The organism is Alteromonas sp. B31-7, assembly GCF_015767655.1.
GTDB classification, from domain to species: Bacteria; Pseudomonadota; Gammaproteobacteria; order Enterobacterales; family Alteromonadaceae; genus Alteromonas; species Alteromonas australica.
On record NZ_CP065233.1, the window covers coordinates 3512843 to 3534106 of the forward strand.

Consider the following 21264-nt stretch of genomic DNA (forward strand, 5'->3'; position numbering starts at 1 on the left):
TTGTGTATCCTATCGTACTTAATTAACCGTTGTCAGCGTGACAAATAATTGTGCCTTCTTTCTCTCCCATCACAACACGCTTCAAGCAACCCGGCTTGTTCATGTTAAATACACGGATGGGTAGACTGTGATCACGGGCGAGAGTAAAGGCTGACAAGTCCATGACTTTCAATTCTTTCTCAAGAACTTCTTGATATGAAAGCTGATCATACAAGGTAGCATCTGGGTTTTTAACCGGATCGTCGCTATATACACCGTCAACTTTGGTGGCTTTAAGCACTGCATCCGCTTCTATTTCAATACCGCGTAGACAGGCGGCTGAATCCGTGGTGAAGAATGGATTACCTGTACCAGCAGAAAAGATAACCACTCGACCTGACTTAAGTAAGCTTATGGCTTCAGCCCAGTTGTAGGCATCACACACGCCATTGAGTGGGATAGCCGACATCATACGTGCGTTAACAAAAGCCCGATGCAACGCGTCACGCATTGCCAGGCCATTCATCACAGTCGCTAGCATACCCATATGGTCGCCAACTACGCGATTCATACCTGCTTTTGCTAGGCCTTCGCCACGGAATAAATTACCGCCGCCAATAACAAGCCCCACTTGCACGCCAAGTTCAACTAATTCTTTGATTTCCTGTGCCATTCTATCTAGCACTTTTGGGTCGATACCAAAGCCTTCTTCACCCATTAGGGCTTCACCACTTAGCTTTAGTAATATACGTCGGTATGCTGATTTAGGTGTGATACTCATTATTCGATATGTCCTCGTAAACCCATTTTGTCCTAGGCCTTTCTATCATTCATTCATCCCAATAAACAATGAAAAGAATAGGAGAAAATGCTTTATTATCTTGGTCCTGTAAGTGCCAGTTATAAAAAAGCACCTCCGAAGAGGTGCCTTAGTTTATCTGACATTCGTAGAATGCAAAAGCCAAACGCCCAATTATTTCTTGGCGGCTTCCATTTGCGCAGCAACTTCTGCCGCGAAATCTTCAGTTTTCTTCTCAATACCTTCACCAACTTCAAAACGTACGAAGTTGATTACGTCAGCACTGTTGCTCTTAAGAAGCTCAGCAACAGAGATTGAAGGATCTTTAACGAAAGGCTGACCCGTTAAGCTCACTTCGCCAGTGAACTTCTTCATGCGGCCTGCAACCATCTTCTCAGCAATTTCAGCTGGCTTACCAGACTGAATAGCGATTTCGATTTGGATTTCTTTCTCTTTCTCAACAACTTCAGCCGGCACGTTCTCAGGCTTAACGAACTGTGGGCTCGCCGCTGCAACGTGCATAGCAATGTCTTTTGCTAATGCTTCATCACCACCAGAAAGGATAGAGATTACACCAATACGGCCGCCGTGGATGTAGGCACCTAAAGTGTCGCCTTCAACGTTGATGACACGACGAGGAGAGATGTTTTCGCCAATTTTAGCCACTAGGGTATCGCGAGCTTCGCTAACTTTAACGCCATTAAGTTCTGCATCATTTAGAGAATCAATGTCGTTGATGTTGTTTGCTGCTGCTACTTCTAGTAATTCGTTACCGAACTTAAGGAAACCTTCGTCACGAGCAACGAAATCAGTTTCACAGTTTAGTTCAAGCATGGTCGCACGACCACCTTCAACTTTGGTTAGGATCACACCTTCAGCTGCAATGCGACCTGCTTTTTTAGCCGCTTTTGCTTGACCTGATTTACGCATGTTCTCAATGGCTAGCTCAATGTCACCATCCGTTTCAACCAGGGCTTTCTTACAATCCAGCATACCTGCGCCAGTACGTTCGCGCAGTTCTTTAACTAGTGCTGCAGTCACTGCCATTTTTCAATTCCTCAGCATTAAATATAAAATTCGTTAGGTAAAAGGGGCGGAACCGCCCCTCTCAATACGTTTCGTATTGTAGCACTGTCATATTATTGTGTTATGACAGTATGCTCGCAGAAATTACTCTGCAGCTTCTACGAAGTCGTCTTGCTCAGCTTGTGCTTCAAGATTGCTATCGCGACCTTGATTAACGGCATTAGCTGCTGCGTCCAAGTAAAGTTGGATTGCGCGGATAGCATCGTCGTTACCAGGAATGATGTAATCAACACCATCTGGGTTTGAGTTAGTATCTACAACACCCACTACTGGAATGCCTAGGTTACGAGCTTCAGTGATCGCGATGTGTTCGTGATCAGCGTCGATAACAAAGATTACGTCTGGAAGGCCCCCCATATCCTTGATACCACCAAGGCTGTTTTCAAGCTTATCCATTTCACGTTGAAGCATAAGCGCTTCTTTCTTAGTTAGCTTTTCGAAAGTACCGTCTTGGCTTTGTTGCTCTAGTTCTTTCAAACGCTTGATTGATTGACGAACTGTTTTCCAGTTAGTCAACATACCACCTAACCAACGCTTGTTTACGTAGAATTGGTCACACTTAAGTGCCGCTTCTTTCACTGCTTCACCTGCAGCGCGCTTAGTACCTACGAAAAGGATTTTACCTTTTTTAGAAGCAACACCTGAGATGTAGTTAAGTGCGTTGTTAAACAGTGGAACTGTTTTTTCAAGGTTGATGATATGAACTTTGTTACGAGCACCAAAGATATAAGGCTTCATCTTTGGGTTCCAGTAACGAGTTTGGTGACCGAAATGCACACCGGCTTTCAGCATGTCACGCATAGAAACATTAGCCATTTTTAATTTCCTCTTGGGGTTAGGCCTCCATATATCCCTTGTATCGATTCAGTCTAAATTAAACTAGCCTGAACACCCCGATAACAAGTGTCGATATATGTGTGTTTTAGTAAATTAATATACTCACTTAGCAGGCAATCTGCCGGAGCGCGCGCTTTATACCATAGCCCACGAAAATACTCAAGTTTTCAGGCCAAGATTAATACATAGCTGCGGCCCAGAACACGTCAATACACTTACCTTCACGCGAATAACCTAATGAGCAAGAACGCATAAAAACCACATGTATTCAGTAGGATACTCAGAAAGGCTTGATTAGTGTTATACTTACCCCAACAAAAATTGGGACTTACTTTAGTTAAAAACGATTTGAGAGGCGCTGTGTCAGCAATTATCAAAACCCCTGAAGAAATCGAAAAAATGCGTGTGGCTGGAAAACTGGCTGCCGACGTATTAACCATGATTACACCCTATGTAAAAAAAGGCGTGACTACTGACGAATTAAATACAATTTGTCATGATTATATCGTGAACGAGCAAAAAGCCATTCCAGCTCCGCTCAATTACGGCCACCCACCGTTTCCAAAGTCTATTTGTACATCGGTGAATCACTGTATTTGTCACGGCATTCCTTCTGACAAAAAGCTAAAAGACGGCGATATAATTAATATCGATGTCACTGTCATCAAAGATGGCTACCATGGCGACACCTCTAAGATGTTCATCGTGGGCAAACCCTCTATTTTGGCAGAACGTTTAGTGCGAGTGACACAAGAGTGTCTGTACAACGCCATTAGGGAAGTGAAACCTGGTATGCGCTTGGGTGACATTGGTCATATTTGTCAAACTCATGCGGAAGCGCATAACTATTCAATTGTTCGCGAATACTGTGGTCATGGTATTGGGGCCAGCTTCCACGAAGAGCCTCAAATCGTGCATTATGGCCGCCCGGGTACAGGTGAAGAATTGGTTCCCGGTATGTGTTTTACTATTGAGCCAATGGTCAATGCCGGCAAGCGCTATTCAAAAGTATTGCCTGACCAGTGGACGGTAGTCACCAAGGACCGAAGTTTAAGCGCACAATGGGAACACACGCTTTTGGTAACTGAAACCGGCGTAGAAGTGCTTACCTTACGTGAAGAAGAAACACTAGAACGCGTTATCTCACACGACTGAATTTCAGTAGTGGCGCAATACGGTAAGTAATACGGTAAAATACGACGCGCCCCTGTGCCGCGTATTTTACCTTACTTTTGAACACCACACCTGCGCAACACCTTAACCTTATTATCACCATCTATAACATTTTTGTATAATTATTCACATTTTAACCGGTGCTATGCACTAAATACCCACTGCGAATCTGACTCAATTCATGATATGGTTCAATGCGTTCAAAACGACGTACGCATAGAAGGTGAATTTTGACGCTGCAATCCCTGATAAAATCAATTGAAACCATAACCACGGTAGACGACTTACCCGCCATTAAAGCTTGTGTAGAAAAAAGTTACGACTGGATCCGCGCATCTTTTGATACCACGGCGGTCAATCAGTTAGTCACAGGCCGAGCGCAGTTTGTTGACGCCCTGCTATGCCATTTATGGGAATTGTATGGGTTAGACAACAATAGGGATTTGGCCTTATGTGCCGTGGGAGGATATGGGCGTGGACATCTTCAACCCTATTCCGACATCGATTTACTGATAGTTAGCAAGCGTCCGTTAAAACCAGAATATCAAGAAAAAATCGGGATGTTTATCACCCTATTGTGGGACATTAAACTCGACGTAGGTCAGTCGGTTCGCACAATCAAAGAAACCGTTAAATTAGCCAAAGACGATATTTCCATTGCGACAAACCTTGTAGAAAGCCGATTACTTTGTGGCAGCGAGCAAGTATTCGATAAGCTTTGGGACGAAGTTAACGGTCGCAACTCTTGGACGAGTAAAGCATTTTTCACCGCGAAATACGAAGAACAAAAAAATCGGCATGCTAAGTTTAATGGTACCGCCTATAACTTAGAGCCAAATATTAAAGAAAACCCCGGCTGTCTCAGAGATATCCAGTCAATAGGATGGGTAGCAAAGAAGCACTTTAAAGAATATGACGGCTGGAATTTAGTTGGCCATGGTTATTTTACTGAACAAGAACACAGTGAATTAATTACCTGCCGAATGCATTTGTGGAAAATGCGTTGCGCATTGCATTTAATCGCTGGGCGCAGTGAGAACAGACTGCTTTTTGATTACCAGCCCGATGTAGCTGAAATGCTAGGTTATGGTAAGGAAGGAAAACCGTCTGTTGAGAAAATGATGCGAGACTTTTTCCGTACCATTGCTCGCGTATCAGAACTCAATCAGATGCTTTTGCAGCGATTCAAATATGACATGCTTAATCAGAGCGTGCAGCGCTCTGCCATTATCAATGAAGATTTTGAACTGCTAGATAATATGATTTCTCCTCGGCACGAACATGTTTTTTCGTCGCCAGAGAGCATCCTCGACTTTTTGAATGTGATCACCAACACCCCAGAAGTACAAGGGCTGTCTACTACTTGTATTCGCCAACTTCGTAATGCCCATAGAGCATTTGAAGATAGTTACTTTGTAGACAGACCAGAAAGTCGTGAAAAACTCATGCACCTGCTCAGGCAACCCGACTTCTTCAATTACGCATGGGATGTGATGCACCACTACGGCATTTTACAGGCGTACTTACCTGAATGGGATGCCATCGTAGGCATGATGCAGTTTGATTTATTTCATGCCTACACGGTTGATGAACACACACATCGCCTTGTTAAGCACGTAAACTACTTTTTCTCGAAAGAGAATAAAGACTTTCCACGGTGCGGAAGAATATGTCGTCATTTAGATAAGCCCGAAGTCCTTTACATTGCGGCCATTTTTCACGACATAGCCAAAGGCCGAAATGGCGACCACTCTACCCTGGGCGCTGTAGATGTTGCTAACTTCTGTAAACGACACAATGTGCCGGATGATGACGCTGCAATGATAGCCTGGTTAGTTGAGAACCACCTGCTTATGTCGGTTGTTGCACAACGTAGAGATATTTACGATCCGGAAGTGATTAGCGAGTTCGCCAGTGCTGTTCGTAGTCATAATCACCTAAACTTATTATATACCCTGACATTGGCAGATATTCGCGCCACCAATGATAATTTATGGAATGATTGGAAGGCGTCACTGTTGCGCGAGCTGTATCTTATGACACAGAAAGCCTTAGACAACGGGCTACAATGTCAGGTGACATTGAATGAACGGGTAGCAACCCATAAGCATCAAGCGCGGCAAATTTTACAAGAACGGGCGACTAACCCTACGTCTATCGACACCTTGTGGTCTCGCTTTGACGATGATTATTTCGTTCGCTTTAAGCCAACACAGATTGCTTGGCATACCGATGAAATTATAAAGGCCCAAGATGAATGGCTTACGCCTGATCATGAAGGGCTGTTGGTTAAAGCCAACGATAACAGTGCCAAAGGCGGCACTGAAATATTTATTTATGGCAAAGATCGTAAGGCATTGTTTGCACAAGTTGCCTCGGTGTTAGATAGTCGTAACTGTTCCATTCACGATGCCCACGTCACGGTAACACGTGATGGTTACGTGTTTGATAGCATGCTTGTTTTAGAAAATGACGGCTCTCGCCTATCATCGAGTTCGAGAATTGCCTCTCTTGAAACTGCCGTGTCTGAACAACTTGAAAAGCCTGGCAGGGCGCATGAAAATAAACGCAAATTACCTCGGCAAATGAAGCAATTGGATGTGCCAACTAAGGTGCGATTCTTTAGTATAGGAGAAGATGCCACCTTAGTTGAGCTAGAAGCACTGGACGCCCCCGGCATATTAGCTAAAATTGGGCATGCGTTTGTAGATACGAACGTCACCCTTAAACTTGCTAAAATTGCTACAATCGGTGAACGTGCCGAAGACATTTTCATTGTCAGCAACGACGCTGGCAAAGCATTAACCCAAGAACAACAGGTCAGCCTGAAAAAACGGCTTCTGTTTAAACTCGACCAACTTGAAGATATCACAATACCATGAATGAATTGAAAGCCATCATTGAAGACGCCTTCGAAAATCGCGATAGCATCAGCCCTTCTGCCGCGCCAGATGACGTAAAACAGGCAGTGGCCGACGCCATCGCTTTACTGAATACAGGTAAAGCCCGCGTAGCAGAAAAAATTGCTGGCGAATGGGTCGTGCACCAATGGCTAAAAAAAGCGGTGTTATTGTTTTTCCGTTTACACAATAACGACGTTATTGAAGGTGCTGAAAGCAAGTTTTATGACAAGGTTCCTTTAAAATATACCGACTACACTGCGGCTGAATTTGCCGCTGATGGTGTACGTATTGTTCCTCCTGCCGCAGTGCGCACAGGTACCTTCGTAGGTAAAAACGCGGTAGTCATGCCTTCTTATGTCAATATCGGCGCATTTGTTGACGAAGGTACCATGGTGGATACATGGGCTACCGTAGGCTCATGTGCACAAATTGGTAAAAACGTTCACCTATCTGGCGGTGTCGGCATTGGTGGCGTACTAGAACCTCTTCAAGCAAACCCAACAATTATTGAAGACAACTGCTTTATCGGCGCACGTTCTGAAATTGTTGAAGGCGTTATTGTGGAAGAAGGTGCGGTAATATCAATGGGCGTTTACATTGGCCAGAGCACTCGCATTTACGACCGTGAAACTGGCGAAGTTCACTATGGCCGTGTACCAGCAGGCTCTGTTGTGGTACCGGGTAACCTACCTAGCGCTGATGGCAAGTACAGCCTTTACGCGGCCATCATCGTTAAGAAAGTTGACGCTAAAACCCGTGCTAAAGTAGGCATCAATGCTTTACTACGTGGCGTAGAATAAAAGACAACAAATATTGTTTCGCATAGAAGCAATATCTACAGCACAGAAAAGGGCGCTTCATCGTAAAGATTGAAGCGCCCTTTTTAATAGATTGACTTCGTATGTCTATAAAAAGAGTGGCTTGCTAACCAGTATTTTTAAATTACTCGCCCACAAGCGTGGCTTTAATACTGTTTACCCACTCCACCACGTCTTTTTCTGGCTCGAGGGTTTCCATTGCATCTACTTTTAACAAATCTGCAGCGGGCTTGCCCTGAAGTTCTTTTAGTAAGTCAAAAATCTGATGGCCAGCACCACAAAAACTTTCACCATAACCACTATCCCCTAACGCTGCAACGGCAAAAGGTTTGTTCGTTAGCATTGGGAACTCATCTTTTAAATCGGAAAATACGAATTCCAAATTTGGTGGAATATCACCCTGACCCGTGGTAGAGGTAATCACTAAAATTGCATCCGCATCGGTGAAATCACTGACAGAAGGGTCGCTTTCTAGCTCACAATCCACACCTTGTTCAGCCAGATTTTCTTCAACCTGTTCTGCGACATGTTGCGCGTTCCCATAAACGGTACCCGCGATAATTTTTAATGTTGCCATTACTTCCCCGTATTTTACTAGCGCTTTATAACTCGTATTCGCGCCATCGATTTAAAGTATTCACCATATTGGTATGCATATTAGCAGACACAGTCATCCACTTCCCACTTACGGGGTGATAAAACCCCATTTGAGTACAACTTAAGGCCAAATTATGAAAATTAAACTCACGTTGAACAAATTTATTTTGCTTGCCATCACCATGTGTTGTGTCGCCAATGATAGGGTGGCGTAAATGCACTAAGTGACGACGAAGCTGATGCTTTCTGCCTGTGGTGGGGTTTAATGTGACCAAAGAGTAGCGCGCCGATTGGTATTTACCCACCGCATAAGGAAGCTCGAATCTCTTCCTGACTTGATAGAATGTACTTGCTGGCTGTGGCGCTTGCTGCTGCCGACGATGCTTATCTGCTATCTTGTCGAATCGGTATTTTAACGGGTAGTCCACCATACCGCAGCCATACATAAAGCCTCTCACAATCGCGTGATATTCTTTATACACCCGCTTAGACATCATCTGTTCACCCAGTTTTGCAGCCGTTTTACCATCAAAAGTAAACAACAGTACCCCTGACGTAGGGCGATCTAGCCGGTGAGCAGGAAACACATGCTTTCCTAACTGATCACGCAAAGTCTGAACAGCAAAACGTGTTTCCTTTTTATCAATAGGGCTTCGGTGCACCAATAAACCCGGAGGCTTGTCTATTGCGACGATATGCTCATCTTGATATCGCACCGATAACGGGGGCTGCGTAAAGAAATCTGAAGCACCTTCTGTATGTAGGCAAGCAGATAAATCCGAATTCATTTTATTCTTTTCCGGTGGTCGGCGAGAGGCCGTGTGTGAGTGCGTCTAGTGATGTTAGTATTTCAATGATAGCTTTCTCACAAGAAGATAACGCCACCTGGGCTGCTGGCGCTACTGCCATAGGTGGTGGCAACTGTTTCTGCGCCACCAGCGCCCTGCACTTTTTAAGAAAAATAAACACCAGCCAGCTAACGAAGTCCATAGTATCCACAGCGAACGGCTGCTGACTTGCTAGTGCAAGTTGGCTTGGCTTTACCGTGGGCCATACACCACATTGTTTGATCGCGTGTTCTAATGCGTCGAGTTGTAACTCAAATTCATAAACAGATGACATGCACACTCCGAATGTCACAATAATAAGGTGCCACTTACTAACCACGGTGTAAAAGTAACGTTGTAAGTATACCAAATTAAGGCTATTGGCGGAATTTTTAAGGGGCTTGTAAGCGTGTGCAATATCTGTGATAAACTCTGCGCCCTACTTTTTCAATGACTAATGAGAAGGCTTCCAATGGATGCAAAGCAAATTAACTCTATCAGCGAATTCCTTTTGCAGGCTGGCACTGAATATTTAGTGTTCGATTTAGGGCGCAGAATAGAGCCCCTTGAGAGTCAAACCTTCCTAAACATTGAAAATGGCCTACATATTCCCCCGTTCCCTCGCCAAAAGCATGCTTGGTTTGGCATTGTTTTCTGGAATAAATGCGCCTCTAATCAACATTATATATGGTTCATAAAATTACCTATTGATGAACAAGGTTTAGTGGTTACCGCTACCCGAAACCATTTTTTACAAATCATTGTAGACGCGCTTGGTCAATCTATTGCCGACGATACAGAAAACGCAAAATCGCTGCCCGACAATCCCTATTCTTTTGTTCCCTCACAATCACAGTTAGCCCAGTTTAATGCGAAAGTACGCCAGCAACTATCGCTACCTTTAAGTAGCAGTTATGAACAAGTTTTGGCTTATATTAAAGCGCCATCAGTAGTGGATTGGCAAACCTTACCGCTGCAAGGCATTGCCGATTTAGCAGCTTCGCTGCAGCAGCAAACTGAGGTAGCAAAGACAATAGAAGAAGGTTTCACCAGCTATGCGGTGTCCTTTCAACAGTCTTTCATGGAAATGTGCGAAAGCGTTTCAATACCGCCGACAATTGAACGACACTTTTTAGACGCAGTAATAACACAAAATGATATCAATATTGCTGCACTACGAGGGCTTTCCAGCGGCAATGAGACTTCGCAAATAGGTAACCTGCTTCGTAAACTACTTACGCGCGATACCTCCGTACGTCTTGATATATTAAGTGTGGTTGCTGCTCGGCATTTTCAGCAATTAAACGACGAACTTCTTCATTTATTTTTTGAGACTGTGGCGAAAGCTGACGACAACGAAAATTATAACGGAGAGTTATTTATTGGCTTCTTTTCGGATTTAGTACAAATTCCGAGTTTAAGAACATCGGTACTTTCCATGCTGAGAAAGCCAGAAAGAAGTGAGCAACTTTCTGTTTGTATAGGTAAGCTTTTTACACAAACAAAAGGCCAATAAATGCCATGACGCTATTAGAATTAACCGTATGGCTGTGCTTAGCCTTTGTGATATTTCAGTTTTGGCGTATACGAAGTATTTCAGAAACCGCTGACAAATATATAAAGCAATATTGCGACACTCATCAATTGCAGTTATTGAGTGTTGCCAGAGCAAGAACATCACTCACTTTTAAATATCAAAAACCGGATTGGTTAAGTCTGTATCGCTTTGAGTTTTCGGGAAATGGAGAAGACAAATATACCGGCGAGATTACATTAGTTGGTAATACTGTGATAAACACGACGCTGCCTCCCTATCGCGCGAACTAAACAAAAAAAGAGGTAGCTAAGCTACCTCTTTTGTGGAATTTTGAGCTTCCCTCTCTGCGCTCCCTTGCGACTAAAATCATCCCGATTAAAATCCTTATACGCCCCTTTCCTTCTTCTCTCACTCTTCCTAAGCGAGCTACCCGTCCGTGCGTAGGTTCCTTTCCGTTTATCCCTTAAAACCTGCCTATCCTTAACATGCAGGGATCCTCTTCCTGAGGTCGTCCTTTTCAGCCTCCGCTGATATCCTTTCCCTTACTCCATGCTACGCTGCACATCCTGCTGCAGCAGGTTCTTCCTGAACCGTCCTTACAAACGCATCCCGCGTGATATCCTATCTTCCTTGAGGGTGACGTCCTGTACCCTAAAACACACCCTGTGTTTTCCTGACTGTCCTTATACCGCATCCAGCGACGTTACTTCCTGTGTCGACGTCCTGTCGAAATCATCCGTGCAATTCCATTTCGTCCTTTAAATCATCCGTGAGCAATTCCATTTGTTTACACCTTGGTGTAATCCTGTAGCTTCCTGCTTATCCTTAAACTCTCACTCCTGTGAGGAGATTCTCATCCTTAAGTTGTCCTGGGTCTTCCTTGAATCATCCTGACTCGTCGTGTTTCCCTGTGACGATGTTTATAGTATCCCTCTCGATAATTAGCGCTATGGCTAATTAAAGGAATTTAATAAGTAACCGATGAACCCAAATGAAGCAAAATTAAAAAATCTTTATAAATCAGAGACGTTAGACTTTAGTAGAAATATGTCTTGCGGTAAAAAGGAGGCTTTTCTTACAGTCTTGTAAGAGATTTCGTACAAATTAAGTAGAAAATGTGGAGATGTTTCGCAGATTGATGGGAAGTTGATAAGAATAAACTTCACCCAGCATGAGGAACGATGAGTATCACATACACTGAGTCCCTTTGCGCCCCCCTTTACCAAAGCTTTACAAACAGCAAAAAACAGCATCTGTAAGCGTCGCCATTATCATTAAGCCCAGCAATAGTACGGTTTCAAAAGCATTTTCTAATCAAAACCAAATTAGTGGCTATGCGGATTTTCTTGCGCACACCCAACTGCGATTGATAATGATTATCATTTGATATATGTTATCCATGAAAGGAACGTTACGCTACACGTTGACACACTTTCTTCGTTTCCCTTTCTTGATTTTTTAAAAAGGACTATTCATGAAAACCACTCCCCCCTTGTTCAACAAGCAAAAACTTGTACTCGCTTGTTGTGCCGCCCTCTCAGCCACTGGCCATTCAACTGTATTTGCACAAGAGGAAACCAGTGAAAAAGAGCTAGAAGTCATTTCGGTCGTTGGACATAAAATCACTGAATTTGAGCAACAAAACGACGGTGGCGCTTTAGGCAAACGCGCGATTAAAGACACCCCATTTTCTGTTGATGTCATTTCGCTAGAAGACATGGAAATTCGACAAGTAAATACGCTGAACAGCTTGTTCAGTCGAGAAGCTTCAGTATCAGTAGACGGCAGTGCTTATAGCTCGTTCGGTGACACAATAAGGGTACGGGGCTTACCACTCGATTATACGCAAAGTTTCAAAGTAAACGGAATGTCGATAAACAGCTTTAGTGGTGAATTGCCCTACGAAGCCTTCGAGCAAGTGACCTTAATAAAGGGGGCAACCGGTTTTATGTACGGCATGGCTGCTCCCGGTGGCATTGTTAACTATGTGACGAAAAGGGCCACGTCAGATGCACTAAGCGCCAATGTAGGTTGGCGTAGTGACAGTGTATTTAGTGGTCATATTGATGCTAGCACGCGATTCGGTAGTGAAGATGCTTACGGCTTGCGAGTAAACCTGGTTAAAGAAGATGGCGATACCTATCTTGATGACGGCGGCATAGACAGAGAAACCGCTTCTATCGCTTTAGATGCCGCGTTAACCGACAATGTATTGTGGACAGTTGATGTTATTTACAGCGATCGCTTAGTTGAAAATTCCTGGAACAGATTTACCGTATCCATGGACAGCGCCGAACCATTGCCTGATACCGTAGACGGCAGCAGAAACTTGGCAGTGCCTGGAACATACGACGGCTATACCAATATGATTGCCATAACCGGATTAGAGTGGAACATTGATGATAACTGGCAACTCAAACTAGACTACGACTACTCTAAAAATGAAACCAGTTGGATAAAGAGCCTTAACTACCTGTTAAATAGTGATGGTGACCTTAGCATACTTACCTACGAGCAATACTTTGATGTTGACTACGACCAAATTCAAGGTGTATTGACTGGTAGTTTTACTACCGGTGGACTACAACACAATATTGTGGCTGGAGCGGCATTTCAAGAAGCAACTACTTACCGCAATGACGGTGGTGAGTATGGACGAATAGTTACCCGCAACTACGCCACCAATAATTTGTACGAACAAGCAGATGTGCCCACCTACGTACCTACACTTCAAAAAGATTTAGCTCTTGCATGGGTGGATACACAACGCTCTGTATTTATTAGCGATTTCATCGCCCTTAACAATGAGTGGGAATTGTTAGTCGGTATTCGTTCAAATGAAATTGAACATGAAGTAAGTGAGTATTTTTCATCGTCACAAGACGATTACGAAGATACAGCCGTGTCTCCCACTTATGCATTAATGTACAAACCTAGCGCCAGCACAACCTACTATGCGAGCTATGTAGAGTCTTTTGAAGGACAAACATCAGCTGTTGGTGAAGAATATGCCAATGCCAATGAATTACTCGCGCCACTTGAAAGCTCGCAGTATGAATTAGGGGTAAAAACATCAGGAGAGGGTTGGTCGCTCAGCGCCGCGGTTTTTGAAATTGAGCAAGGCGCAACCTTAGTCACCGAAGAAAACTACCTTATTCAAGAAGGTGTGACACTTTATCAAGGAATTGAATTTAGTGGTGCTTACGAAATTACGCAAAATCTTTCCATTTACGGTGATGCTATGTTCTTAGACGCCGAATATGATAAAACCACATCCAACCAAGGAAACGATGTAGCGGGTTGACGTGGTCAACCAAAATCACACAACCCAGTTAAGCCGCTTTTTGTAAGTTAGCCATGTCAGCCTCATATTGATTTGGACTCTTGTAATCCAGATATGAGTGCATTCGCTGACTGTTATAAAACATAGTGATGTATTGCAGAATATCCTGCTGGGCAGCACGGCGACTCTGGTAGTGACGCCACTGCACTCGCTCTTGTTTCAATGTGCCGAAGAAGCTTTCTACGACGGCATTGTCCCAACAATCACCTTTCCTGCTCATGCTACCTGTTACCTTGTATTGCGTCAGTAACTGTCTAAATTGTCGGCTTGCGTATTGAGAGCCGCGATCCGAATGATGTATCAGGCCCACTTTAGGTTTACGTTGCCACAAAGCCATCGTTAAGGCATCACACACAAGCTGGGCATTCATCCGCGATGCCATACTCCAGCCCACGATTTTTCGTGAGAATAAGTCAATCACTACGGCCAGATACAGCCAGCCTTCTTGCGTCCAGATGTAGGTAATGTCAGAGACATACGCCTGGTCTGGCTTTTGAGCATCAAAGTCGCGTGACAGCACGTTATCGAAGACAGGTTGCTGATGGTCGCTGTTAGTCGTGACTTTGTATTTTCTACGTCGTCTGACGCTCACTCCAGCTTCTTTCATCAAGGCTCTCGTTCGCTGTTTTCCAACCGGATAACCAAGCGAATTCAACGCGCGTTTCATACGTCTTACGCCATAGGTAAAGTCACTGGCATCTGCTACTTTCTGTACCCACTCAATTAACTCATCATGTTGCGGATCCGGTTCAATGTGTTCCTTGCGTCGCACGGCGCTATAGTAATTACAGCGACTGACACCAAGAATCTCGCACATCAGGCTAATCGGCCAGGTCTTCTTATGTTGGGTGATGAAACCGTATTTTACTTGGTTTCTTTGGCAAAGAAGACCGTTGCCTTTTTTAAGATCTCTTTCTCCATTTTCAGGCGCTTATTCTCTGCTCGCAGTTGGCGAATTTCTTCCTGCTCGGGCGTCAACTTACCATTGCCACGAAATGCGTGAGCCCCTTCTGATTCTTGCTCTTTAAGCCAGCGGCCTAACATATTGGCACTGATACCAAGACTGCGAGCAGCCTCAGTAATCTTGTAATTTTGTTCTGTAACCAGACTCACCGCATCCAGTTTGAATTCTTTCGAGTAGCTTTTTCGGGTTTTCATATACACTCCAGTTGAGATAATTATCTCTTAACTGGGTGTGTGAATCTATTGGAGCACGTCAGGTGCACCCGACCAACAGTTCACATTACAGACCAATTACAATGTAGAAGCGATTCCAGGCCTAACCCTTAACTTAGGCGGAAAATTCCATGGTGAAGCGGCGCTTAATGCGGCTAATGCTTGGGAAGTTCCGTCTTATACGCTTATATACGGTGGTGTGAGTTATGCCACGCAGATAGACAATCACGCCGTTACTTTAATTGGATCAGTAGACAACCTTCTTGACGAAGAATATTGGGCTGTAGGCGACTCTTATGGAGGAGGCAACTTACGTATTGGCGAGCCTCGCACAGTGGCATTGAAGGTAAAAGTTGACTTCTAAGTATTGTTCATAAACGCAATGAGACAGGCATGTTTATTTTTTGCCTGTCTTTTTTGCTGTTTTATTGAAATACAAGCGGTTCGATTATGGAGAAAGCAATTAATCTTTGGCTGCTTTAAAGGATTTTCCTACAATCTTTTGACAAGTAGTTTAGTTCCCCCCTATTGTTTATTTAAGCGACGATATAATTGTTAGCTATATCACTATATCGTGTTTTGAGTGCTAGATAATTTAAGAGGGATGTTTATGAAAGTTAGTCATTTATTATGTACGCTGCTCGGATTAATAGCAGTGTCAGGCTGCAGCACCATGTCAACACAGGCTAAGCAAGAAGATTCACAATTTCGATTCGAGAATTTTGAACAAGACAAGGCGTTCAACAACGACTACGCCTATTTAATGTGTTTTAGACAGCGTCCAACTGAGTGGCAACCCGCTAGACACTATGACAGCGGTGAACACAATCTGTGGGTTCGTGCCGTATCATATGAGCGCAGATTACCCTCAACAGAGCGAGAAGCGCTTGTCAACTTTAAGCTTGAATTAGACGCAGGGAAAGACTATCGAATTAACAGAGAAATTAATGACGGTATTGTAAAAGTTTGGATTGAAGAAAAAGATTCAAGTGAGATTATCTCTGAAGTTAAAACGGCGGAACTAAAACGCCCGATTAACGCTCAACTTACCCGTGATTTAAGCTTGTGCCAAGAAAGCACGGTTTAATTATCCGCTTTAAAAGCTAAACTAACCTAATAGGGTCGGCATATTTATCTTATGCCTGTGTTATTTAGAGCAAGTGGACAATAGCCCAGTTTACCCCGTCTATCTTTAGAGTTTCACTAATCAGTAAATTTCACCGCTTCATTTTGTATTAACGAGCCATATGCATGATATTGTGTGGTGAACAGTTTTTAAAAATCACCGCTTCCTAAACATCACCTCGCCCTTCACATGCGACAAACATAGTTCACCCACTACACTGTAGTTATCATCGCTAAAGAAAAGCTTATGTTTAGGTACGGTAACGAAAACCGCAACGCCTTCGGCAGCCACATCGTCGTTCACAATACTGTCGATGGCTCCCAGCAAAATATGGCCTAAGCCGGCGTGCTGGTAATTAGGATGAACAGCAATAAAACTCAACATGTGGAAGTTTTCGGCGGGTACTAAATTGCGTACTTTCTCTTCTTTTTCTAACATCTGCTTAGTACCAAACAACCCTGCAGTAAGCAGCATACGTGATCGCCAATGCCAGTATCTTCCTGCGCCAAAGGCGACATCTGGCTCTGTTAAGCAGGCTAATGCAAGTAACCTTTTTTCATGAAAAAGCCCTATCATGGGTTGCTCAAATTTAATGAGACAGGCATATTTATTTTTTGCCTGTCTTGTCAAGTTCTTTAAGTTCTCGGTTTTGGTACCGACGTGTTATGCCTGCCTTATTACTTCGGACCACTTTATTTTCGAAAAAACAATCAGTTAGCTCAAAAACAAGCGGTTTGCTTATGGAGAGAGCAATTCGTCCTTTGCTGCTTTTAAAAGATCATCCCATCCATCAGGTGGATGACCAGTCTTTAACATCTTTTCGAATACTTTGTAAGCATCTGTTTTGCTACCGTATGCACGTTTATTTTTCTCGTCATTGACCCAAGCATATACAATGACTTTTGACTCCAAGTGGTAGCGAAAAAATAAACGGTATTGTTGGAAGAATTTCGCCCGAAACCAGTGCTTATTATCATCCCCTAATGTACTTCCTTGGCGAAATTCAGCACTGGTAGGATCATGCGGTATTAATTCAAAGATTAGTCGTTGAATAGCGGCTAATCGTTTCGTGGCATTCTTTTTAAAGTAACCTTTCGGATCTTTTTCACGTAAACCCTCAACTTGTGATTTCAGATTAAGGTATTGCTCTTTAAACAATGGATGAGTGTAAAGTGTCCAACCATTTACAATCATTGGTATCGTTTTTTGCAAATTTACTCGTCCTCATCCAATAACGGAGAATCTAAATCAATTTCAACACCTTCAACCAACGCATCAACACTTTCACGCATACTTGCTGATAACGGCTCTAGTCTTTCAGGGTGAGCCTTCATATCACGCGCTATGAATGATAAAAACTCGCCAAGTACAGGGTCGCTTTCTTGCGCTTCTGCACGCGAGATAACAACGCTGCCATCAGACTGTATCGCGTATTTAATTTTGTCTTTCTTGCCTAAGTGCAACGCCTGACGAACAGAACTAGGCACCGTAGTTTGAAAACGGTCTGTAAGTGTTGATTCAGTTTCTAAAGCAACTTGTGCCATAACAACCTCTATCATTTGCTTGTTTCAATTGTTTTGATTTTAGTATGAAGGGAAAGGTAATGCAAATGCATTACCTCTTTTTGGTGAGCTAGAAAATGCTCAAATTGCTTAACGCTGAAGGATGGGACTTGCCGTAGACCTCAGCGAGCTTAGTGCGCGAAACATGGGTATAGATTTGTGTGGCGGCAAAAATAACAAGAGCCAGCACGCTACATAGCGAGACACCATATCTGACAATTTATTGGGTTTAAATCGTTTGCCATTATTTGCCAAATGATAATGCGCTTCCAGAGCTGATGAATGAAATTCGCGGTCTGATTTTACTCAAATAGTATACTTAGCGAGACAGGCATTTTTGTTTTATGCCTGTCTTAATTGCAGTTTATCACCAACCAGATGTAGCATCTTATAACTGGCTTCTAGCTCCAGTCTCCTAGCCAGAAAAAACAAAGCCCCGCGAGTGCGAGGCGATGTGGTTGGATTCAAAATCATTTAGTTTTTATCGAAATCTAAACTCTTATACCTCGCCTTGAACTCCAGTAAGCCATTAGAATAGAAAACGGGTTTAAAATCTTTGTCTTGAATAGCGAAAGTACTTTCTTCAACTAAAACGCCTGTTACATCAGCAAATATTTGGCACTCTAATTTATCCAAATTACTCTTATTACAACTTACCCACATCCCTCCATCGGAGCCACCTGCCCATATCGCACTTTCAGGAACAGTTGAAGGTTTCTCTGGAATACTACTGGTAGTACCTTTAGAGGATAATCGTTCATTTGAAATCCAGCCAACTACTATTCCAAGTAATAAAACTAATATGATTAATGCAAATTTACCCATTTCAAATTGACTGTCTGTCATCCCATTGGGTTAAATTGCGTATTTCGGTGAATCCGAACGGTCATTTCGGTTTTATCCGATCACTTTTTCTTCTTCTTTTTCGTCCTTGCCAGTTTTACCTTAAGTGATCGGATTGGTCTAGTTTTCTCATCGATTCGCCAGCCAGTTCAATTCGATGGCTGTTGTGCAGTAAACGGTCGAGTAATGCATCTGCCACGGTGGGGTTACTGATGAGTTTGTACCATTCGGTAACGGGCAACTGGCTAGCGATAATGGTGCTGGTGTTTTGATATCGTTCTTCCATCACGTCAAGTAAGTCATTGGCCTGTCTTGCACTCAGTTTTTCCATTCCCCAGTCATCTAGGATGAGCAGCTCTTTCTTAGCGAGTTGTGCAAGCTGTTGTCGGTAACTTCCATCGGCGTGGCCGATATTCAGCTCATCTAGAAGCTGGCCGAGCCGGTAATATCGTACTGTATGATGCTGTTCACAGGCTTGTCTGGCTAATGCGCAAGCGAAGTACGTTTTACCGCACCCCGTTGCGCCAGTAACGATAATGTTATGGGCATGATGTAAGTATTGGCCGCTCAACAGTGTGGCGACTTTATCTTTGCGTAGACCGCGCTCTGCGCGGTATTCCAATCGGCTGGCGTGAGCTTCTAAGCGCAAGGTTGCCTGACGCAGTAAACGCTTCACTTTGCTGTCTTGCCGACAGTGGATTTCATGCTGTGCCAGTAATCCTAAGCGTTCTTCGAAGCTCATCTCGTCGTAGGTTGTCGCTTGGCTTTGTTGTTGCAGTAACGCTTGAGCGAAGTGTCCAAGCCGTAAGCTACGCAGTTGCTCTTGTAATTGAGATTGTGTCATGGGTTGTCCTATTGATAGTAATGTTGGCCGCGGATATTGTGGTGGGTTACAGGTTGCTCATCGTGTTCGACAGCGGTGCTCGGTACGCTTTCTTGGTGATGTTTGAGTAAGTTCATCACAACGCTTCTGTGAGGGCGTTCTAGCAGTAACGCCTTTTGGCAAGCGGCTTCAAGTCGCGCAGCACCATGCTGTTTAGTGAGATTTAGAATGGCTAGGCAGCTTTTTATCGCTTGCTCTGGATGTTGACGGCTATGGATGTGCCACTGCACCACACCGCGCGTACCTACACCAATATTCTCCGCCCAGTGCAATAAGCGTTCAGCGCTGAAGCGCTGTTTTACATGGCTGTCCGGCATGTGTTCTTTTTGCGTTGAGAAGCCGCCGTCTTTTGCTGATTTAGCGTGCTGTGTCACCAGTTGATTTTGGTGATAGATACTGACCACACTGCCACTTGCCTCGATGGTCACCGTGTTGCCTACTAAGGTGTGCGGTACAGAGTAAGCGTGCTTTTGGTACAGCACATGGTAATCCGGCCCCACCTTTGCTCGTTTACTGTCGATGTACTCATACGTGGTGCCAGGCAATGGCATTAACGCGGGTTTATCGAGCAGTTCAAACTGCTCTCGGCGAGAGCCTGGATGTAAGCGCTGCGGCCGATTATTTAACTCTTCCATTAACACTTTGATACGTGCGTTAAGGCCCGCTAAAGTGTAAAAGCACTCCCGTCGCAATCGCATTAGTATCCAGCGTTCAACAATCAGTACCGCATTTTCTGCTTTAGCCTTATCCTTCGGTTTATAAGGCCGTGCAGGCACAATGGCGCAGCCGTAATGCCGCGCCATTTTGGCGTAGTTTTCATTCAGCGTGGGCGCGTAACGATGGGCTTTGGTAACGGCTGATTTCAGGTTATCCGGCACAAGTAAACGGGGTACACCGCCAAGGTAGCGGAACGTTCTTACGTGCGCCATTATCCAGTCTTCTTCACGCTGAGAGCGGCCAGCTTCAACATACGTGTAGTTGGTCGCGCCTAAAGTCGCAACAAAGATTTGTGCATGATAACGCACTTCGCCTGTGTAGGGATTAACAATCGGTACTGTCGGCCCGCAGTAGTCAATAAACAACTTGTCGCCCGCAATATGATGCTGGCGCATACTACGCTTCTGCTTTTTAAGCCATCGCTGATAATGCTCGCAGAACTGCGTATAACCGTAGGCTGACGCACTATCTTCGGCGCAATACTCTTCCCACAGCAACAGCTTAGTCATGCCTTTACGCTTCAACTCTTGCTGCATAAGCATAAAGTCAGGCAGCCGTTTTTGGCGCTGAACGGGACCAGTGTTATACAACTGAGCCTCGAGCGTTTTATCATTGAGCGCTTCCGGCAACGGCCACGATAAATCACTGGATTTAAAGCGCGAGAGTATTTCACTCACGGTTGAAGGGCCGAGACTTAAGCATTGGCCGATGTCTCGATGGCTTAATCCTACTTCGAATTTGAGACGCAGGACGTCTTTAATCTTTCTCATATCGGTTCTCTTTCTCGCCATGGCAGCTCGTTCCTTCAATAAAGTGATGAAGTTGAGCTTACCAATTGATTTAGTGAGAAAAAGAAGAAGATTTCGGGATTCCGAACAGTGATTTCGGAAAAACGTCATTTTTGATCGGATAACGCCGAAATAAGCGATCGGATTAGACCGAAATCACTGATCGGATTGAACCGAAATGGGTGATCGGAATGGGCCGGAACATGCAGTTAAATTGCCGTTTGCATCCCAACTATAGGCGTTGTAAACCACATTTGTTGTGCCACAGGT

20 protein-coding genes are annotated in these 21264 nt (G+C 44.0%); 7 read left to right on the forward strand and 13 right to left on the reverse strand.

The features are described from left to right. Positions 1–22 precede the first annotated feature (22 nt). The 3 genes from pyrH to rpsB form a co-directional block, all read right to left on the reverse strand. Positions 23–760: a UMP kinase gene (pyrH, locus tag IUA53_RS15290; protein ID WP_044446393.1), complete on the reverse strand. Its 738-nt coding sequence runs from the start codon at positions 758–760 to the stop codon at positions 23–25. A 192-nt stretch (positions 761–952) separates the two neighbouring features. Further along, the gene (tsf, locus tag IUA53_RS15295; RefSeq protein WP_044056272.1) at positions 953–1825 is read right to left on the reverse strand and encodes a translation elongation factor Ts; all 873 of its coding nucleotides are present in this window, start codon (positions 1823–1825) and stop codon (positions 953–955) included. A 123-nt stretch (positions 1826–1948) separates the two neighbouring features. Beyond that, a complete protein-coding gene (gene rpsB / locus IUA53_RS15300; RefSeq protein ID WP_044056271.1) occupies positions 1949–2680 on the reverse strand; it encodes a 30S ribosomal protein S2 in 732 nt (243 codons plus the stop codon). A 369-nt stretch (positions 2681–3049) separates the two neighbouring features. Between rpsB and map the strand changes: the two genes are divergently transcribed. The 3 genes from map (at position 3050) to dapD (ending at position 7577) form a co-directional block, all read left to right on the forward strand. Then, the gene (gene map / locus IUA53_RS15305; RefSeq protein WP_081869559.1) at positions 3050–3856 is read left to right on the forward strand and encodes a type I methionyl aminopeptidase; all 807 of its coding nucleotides are present in this window, start codon (positions 3050–3052) and stop codon (positions 3854–3856) included. 248 nt (positions 3857–4104) lie between these two features. Next, the gene (gene glnD / locus IUA53_RS15310) at positions 4105–6756 is read left to right on the forward strand and encodes a [protein-PII] uridylyltransferase (protein ID WP_044056270.1); all 2652 of its coding nucleotides are present in this window, start codon (positions 4105–4107) and stop codon (positions 6754–6756) included. Then, positions 6753–7577: a 2,3,4,5-tetrahydropyridine-2,6-dicarboxylate N-succinyltransferase gene (gene dapD / locus IUA53_RS15315; protein WP_044056269.1), complete on the forward strand. Its 825-nt coding sequence runs from the start codon at positions 6753–6755 to the stop codon at positions 7575–7577. Before glnD ends, dapD begins: the two co-directional genes overlap by 4 nt. Positions 7578–7719: 142 nt before the next feature. Here the strand turns inward: dapD and IUA53_RS15320 are convergent, their stop codons facing one another. From IUA53_RS15320 to IUA53_RS15330, 3 genes are read right to left on the reverse strand one after another with little or no spacing between them, the layout of a single operon-like run. Beyond that, positions 7720–8172, reverse strand: coding sequence for a flavodoxin domain-containing protein (locus IUA53_RS15320; protein WP_044056268.1), 453 nt, complete (start codon positions 8170–8172; stop codon positions 7720–7722). Positions 8173–8197: 25 nt separating this feature from the next. After that, on the reverse strand, positions 8198–8980 hold the full coding sequence (locus IUA53_RS15325) for a pseudouridine synthase (RefSeq protein WP_082052846.1): 783 nt from the start codon (positions 8978–8980) through the stop codon (positions 8198–8200). A gap of 1 nt (position 8981) precedes the next feature. Then, positions 8982–9314, reverse strand: a complete 333-nt coding sequence (locus IUA53_RS15330) for a YqcC family protein (RefSeq protein ID WP_044056267.1) — start codon at positions 9312–9314, stop codon at positions 8982–8984. Between the two features lie 177 nt (positions 9315–9491). Here IUA53_RS15330 and IUA53_RS15335 point away from each other — a divergent pair, with 177 nt between their 5' ends. The 3 genes from IUA53_RS15335 (at position 9492) to IUA53_RS15345 (ending at position 13860) form a co-directional block, all read left to right on the forward strand. Continuing rightward, complete coding sequence (locus IUA53_RS15335; RefSeq protein ID WP_196897363.1) at positions 9492–10535, forward strand: DUF3549 family protein; 1044 nt, start codon at positions 9492–9494, stop codon at positions 10533–10535. Positions 10536–10540: 5 nt separating this feature from the next. Next, positions 10541–10846 carry a DUF3301 domain-containing protein gene (locus tag IUA53_RS15340; protein WP_044446389.1) on the forward strand — a complete coding sequence of 102 codons (306 nt, stop codon included), beginning with the start codon at positions 10541–10543 and terminating at the stop codon, positions 10844–10846. A 1184-nt stretch (positions 10847–12030) separates the two neighbouring features. Then, positions 12031–13860 carry a TonB-dependent siderophore receptor gene (locus tag IUA53_RS15345; RefSeq protein ID WP_196897364.1) on the forward strand — a complete coding sequence of 610 codons (1830 nt, stop codon included), beginning with the start codon at positions 12031–12033 and terminating at the stop codon, positions 13858–13860. 28 nt (positions 13861–13888) lie between these two features. On the opposite strand, the gene IUA53_RS15350 is transcribed toward IUA53_RS15345, so the two are convergent. Beyond that, a protein-coding gene (locus IUA53_RS15350) for an IS3-like element ISAma1 family transposase (protein WP_085929700.1) occupies positions 13889–15057 on the reverse strand; the annotation gives its coding sequence in 2 pieces (ribosomal slippage) (positions 13889–14808 and positions 14808–15057; 1170 coding nt in all). Positions 15058–15685: 628 nt separating this feature from the next. Here IUA53_RS15350 and IUA53_RS15360 point away from each other — a divergent pair. Further along, positions 15686–16162, forward strand: a complete 477-nt coding sequence (locus tag IUA53_RS15360) for a hypothetical protein (protein ID WP_044056262.1) — start codon at positions 15686–15688, stop codon at positions 16160–16162. A 195-nt stretch (positions 16163–16357) separates the two neighbouring features. Here the strand turns inward: IUA53_RS15360 and IUA53_RS15365 are convergent, their stop codons facing one another. From IUA53_RS15365 to istA, 6 genes are all read right to left on the reverse strand, one after another. Further along, on the reverse strand, positions 16358–16777 hold the full coding sequence (locus IUA53_RS15365) for a hypothetical protein (protein ID WP_231401167.1): 420 nt from the start codon (positions 16775–16777) through the stop codon (positions 16358–16360). Between the two features lie 162 nt (positions 16778–16939). Further along, the gene (locus IUA53_RS15370) at positions 16940–17395 is read right to left on the reverse strand and encodes a type II toxin-antitoxin system YhaV family toxin (protein ID WP_196899564.1); all 456 of its coding nucleotides are present in this window, start codon (positions 17393–17395) and stop codon (positions 16940–16942) included. 20 nt (positions 17396–17415) lie between these two features. Next, the gene (locus tag IUA53_RS15375; RefSeq protein ID WP_044446384.1) at positions 17416–17745 is read right to left on the reverse strand and encodes a type II toxin-antitoxin system PrlF family antitoxin; all 330 of its coding nucleotides are present in this window, start codon (positions 17743–17745) and stop codon (positions 17416–17418) included. A gap of 492 nt (positions 17746–18237) precedes the next feature. Beyond that, positions 18238–18609, reverse strand: coding sequence for a hypothetical protein (locus IUA53_RS15380; RefSeq protein WP_196897365.1), 372 nt, complete (start codon positions 18607–18609; stop codon positions 18238–18240). 94 nt (positions 18610–18703) lie between these two features. Beyond that, the gene (gene istB, locus IUA53_RS15385; protein ID WP_015066349.1) at positions 18704–19450 is read right to left on the reverse strand and encodes an IS21-like element helper ATPase IstB; all 747 of its coding nucleotides are present in this window, start codon (positions 19448–19450) and stop codon (positions 18704–18706) included. 8 nt (positions 19451–19458) lie between these two features. Then, complete coding sequence (gene istA, locus IUA53_RS15390) at positions 19459–20997, reverse strand: IS21 family transposase (protein WP_272965909.1); 1539 nt, start codon at positions 20995–20997, stop codon at positions 19459–19461. Positions 20998–21264 lie beyond the last annotated feature (267 nt).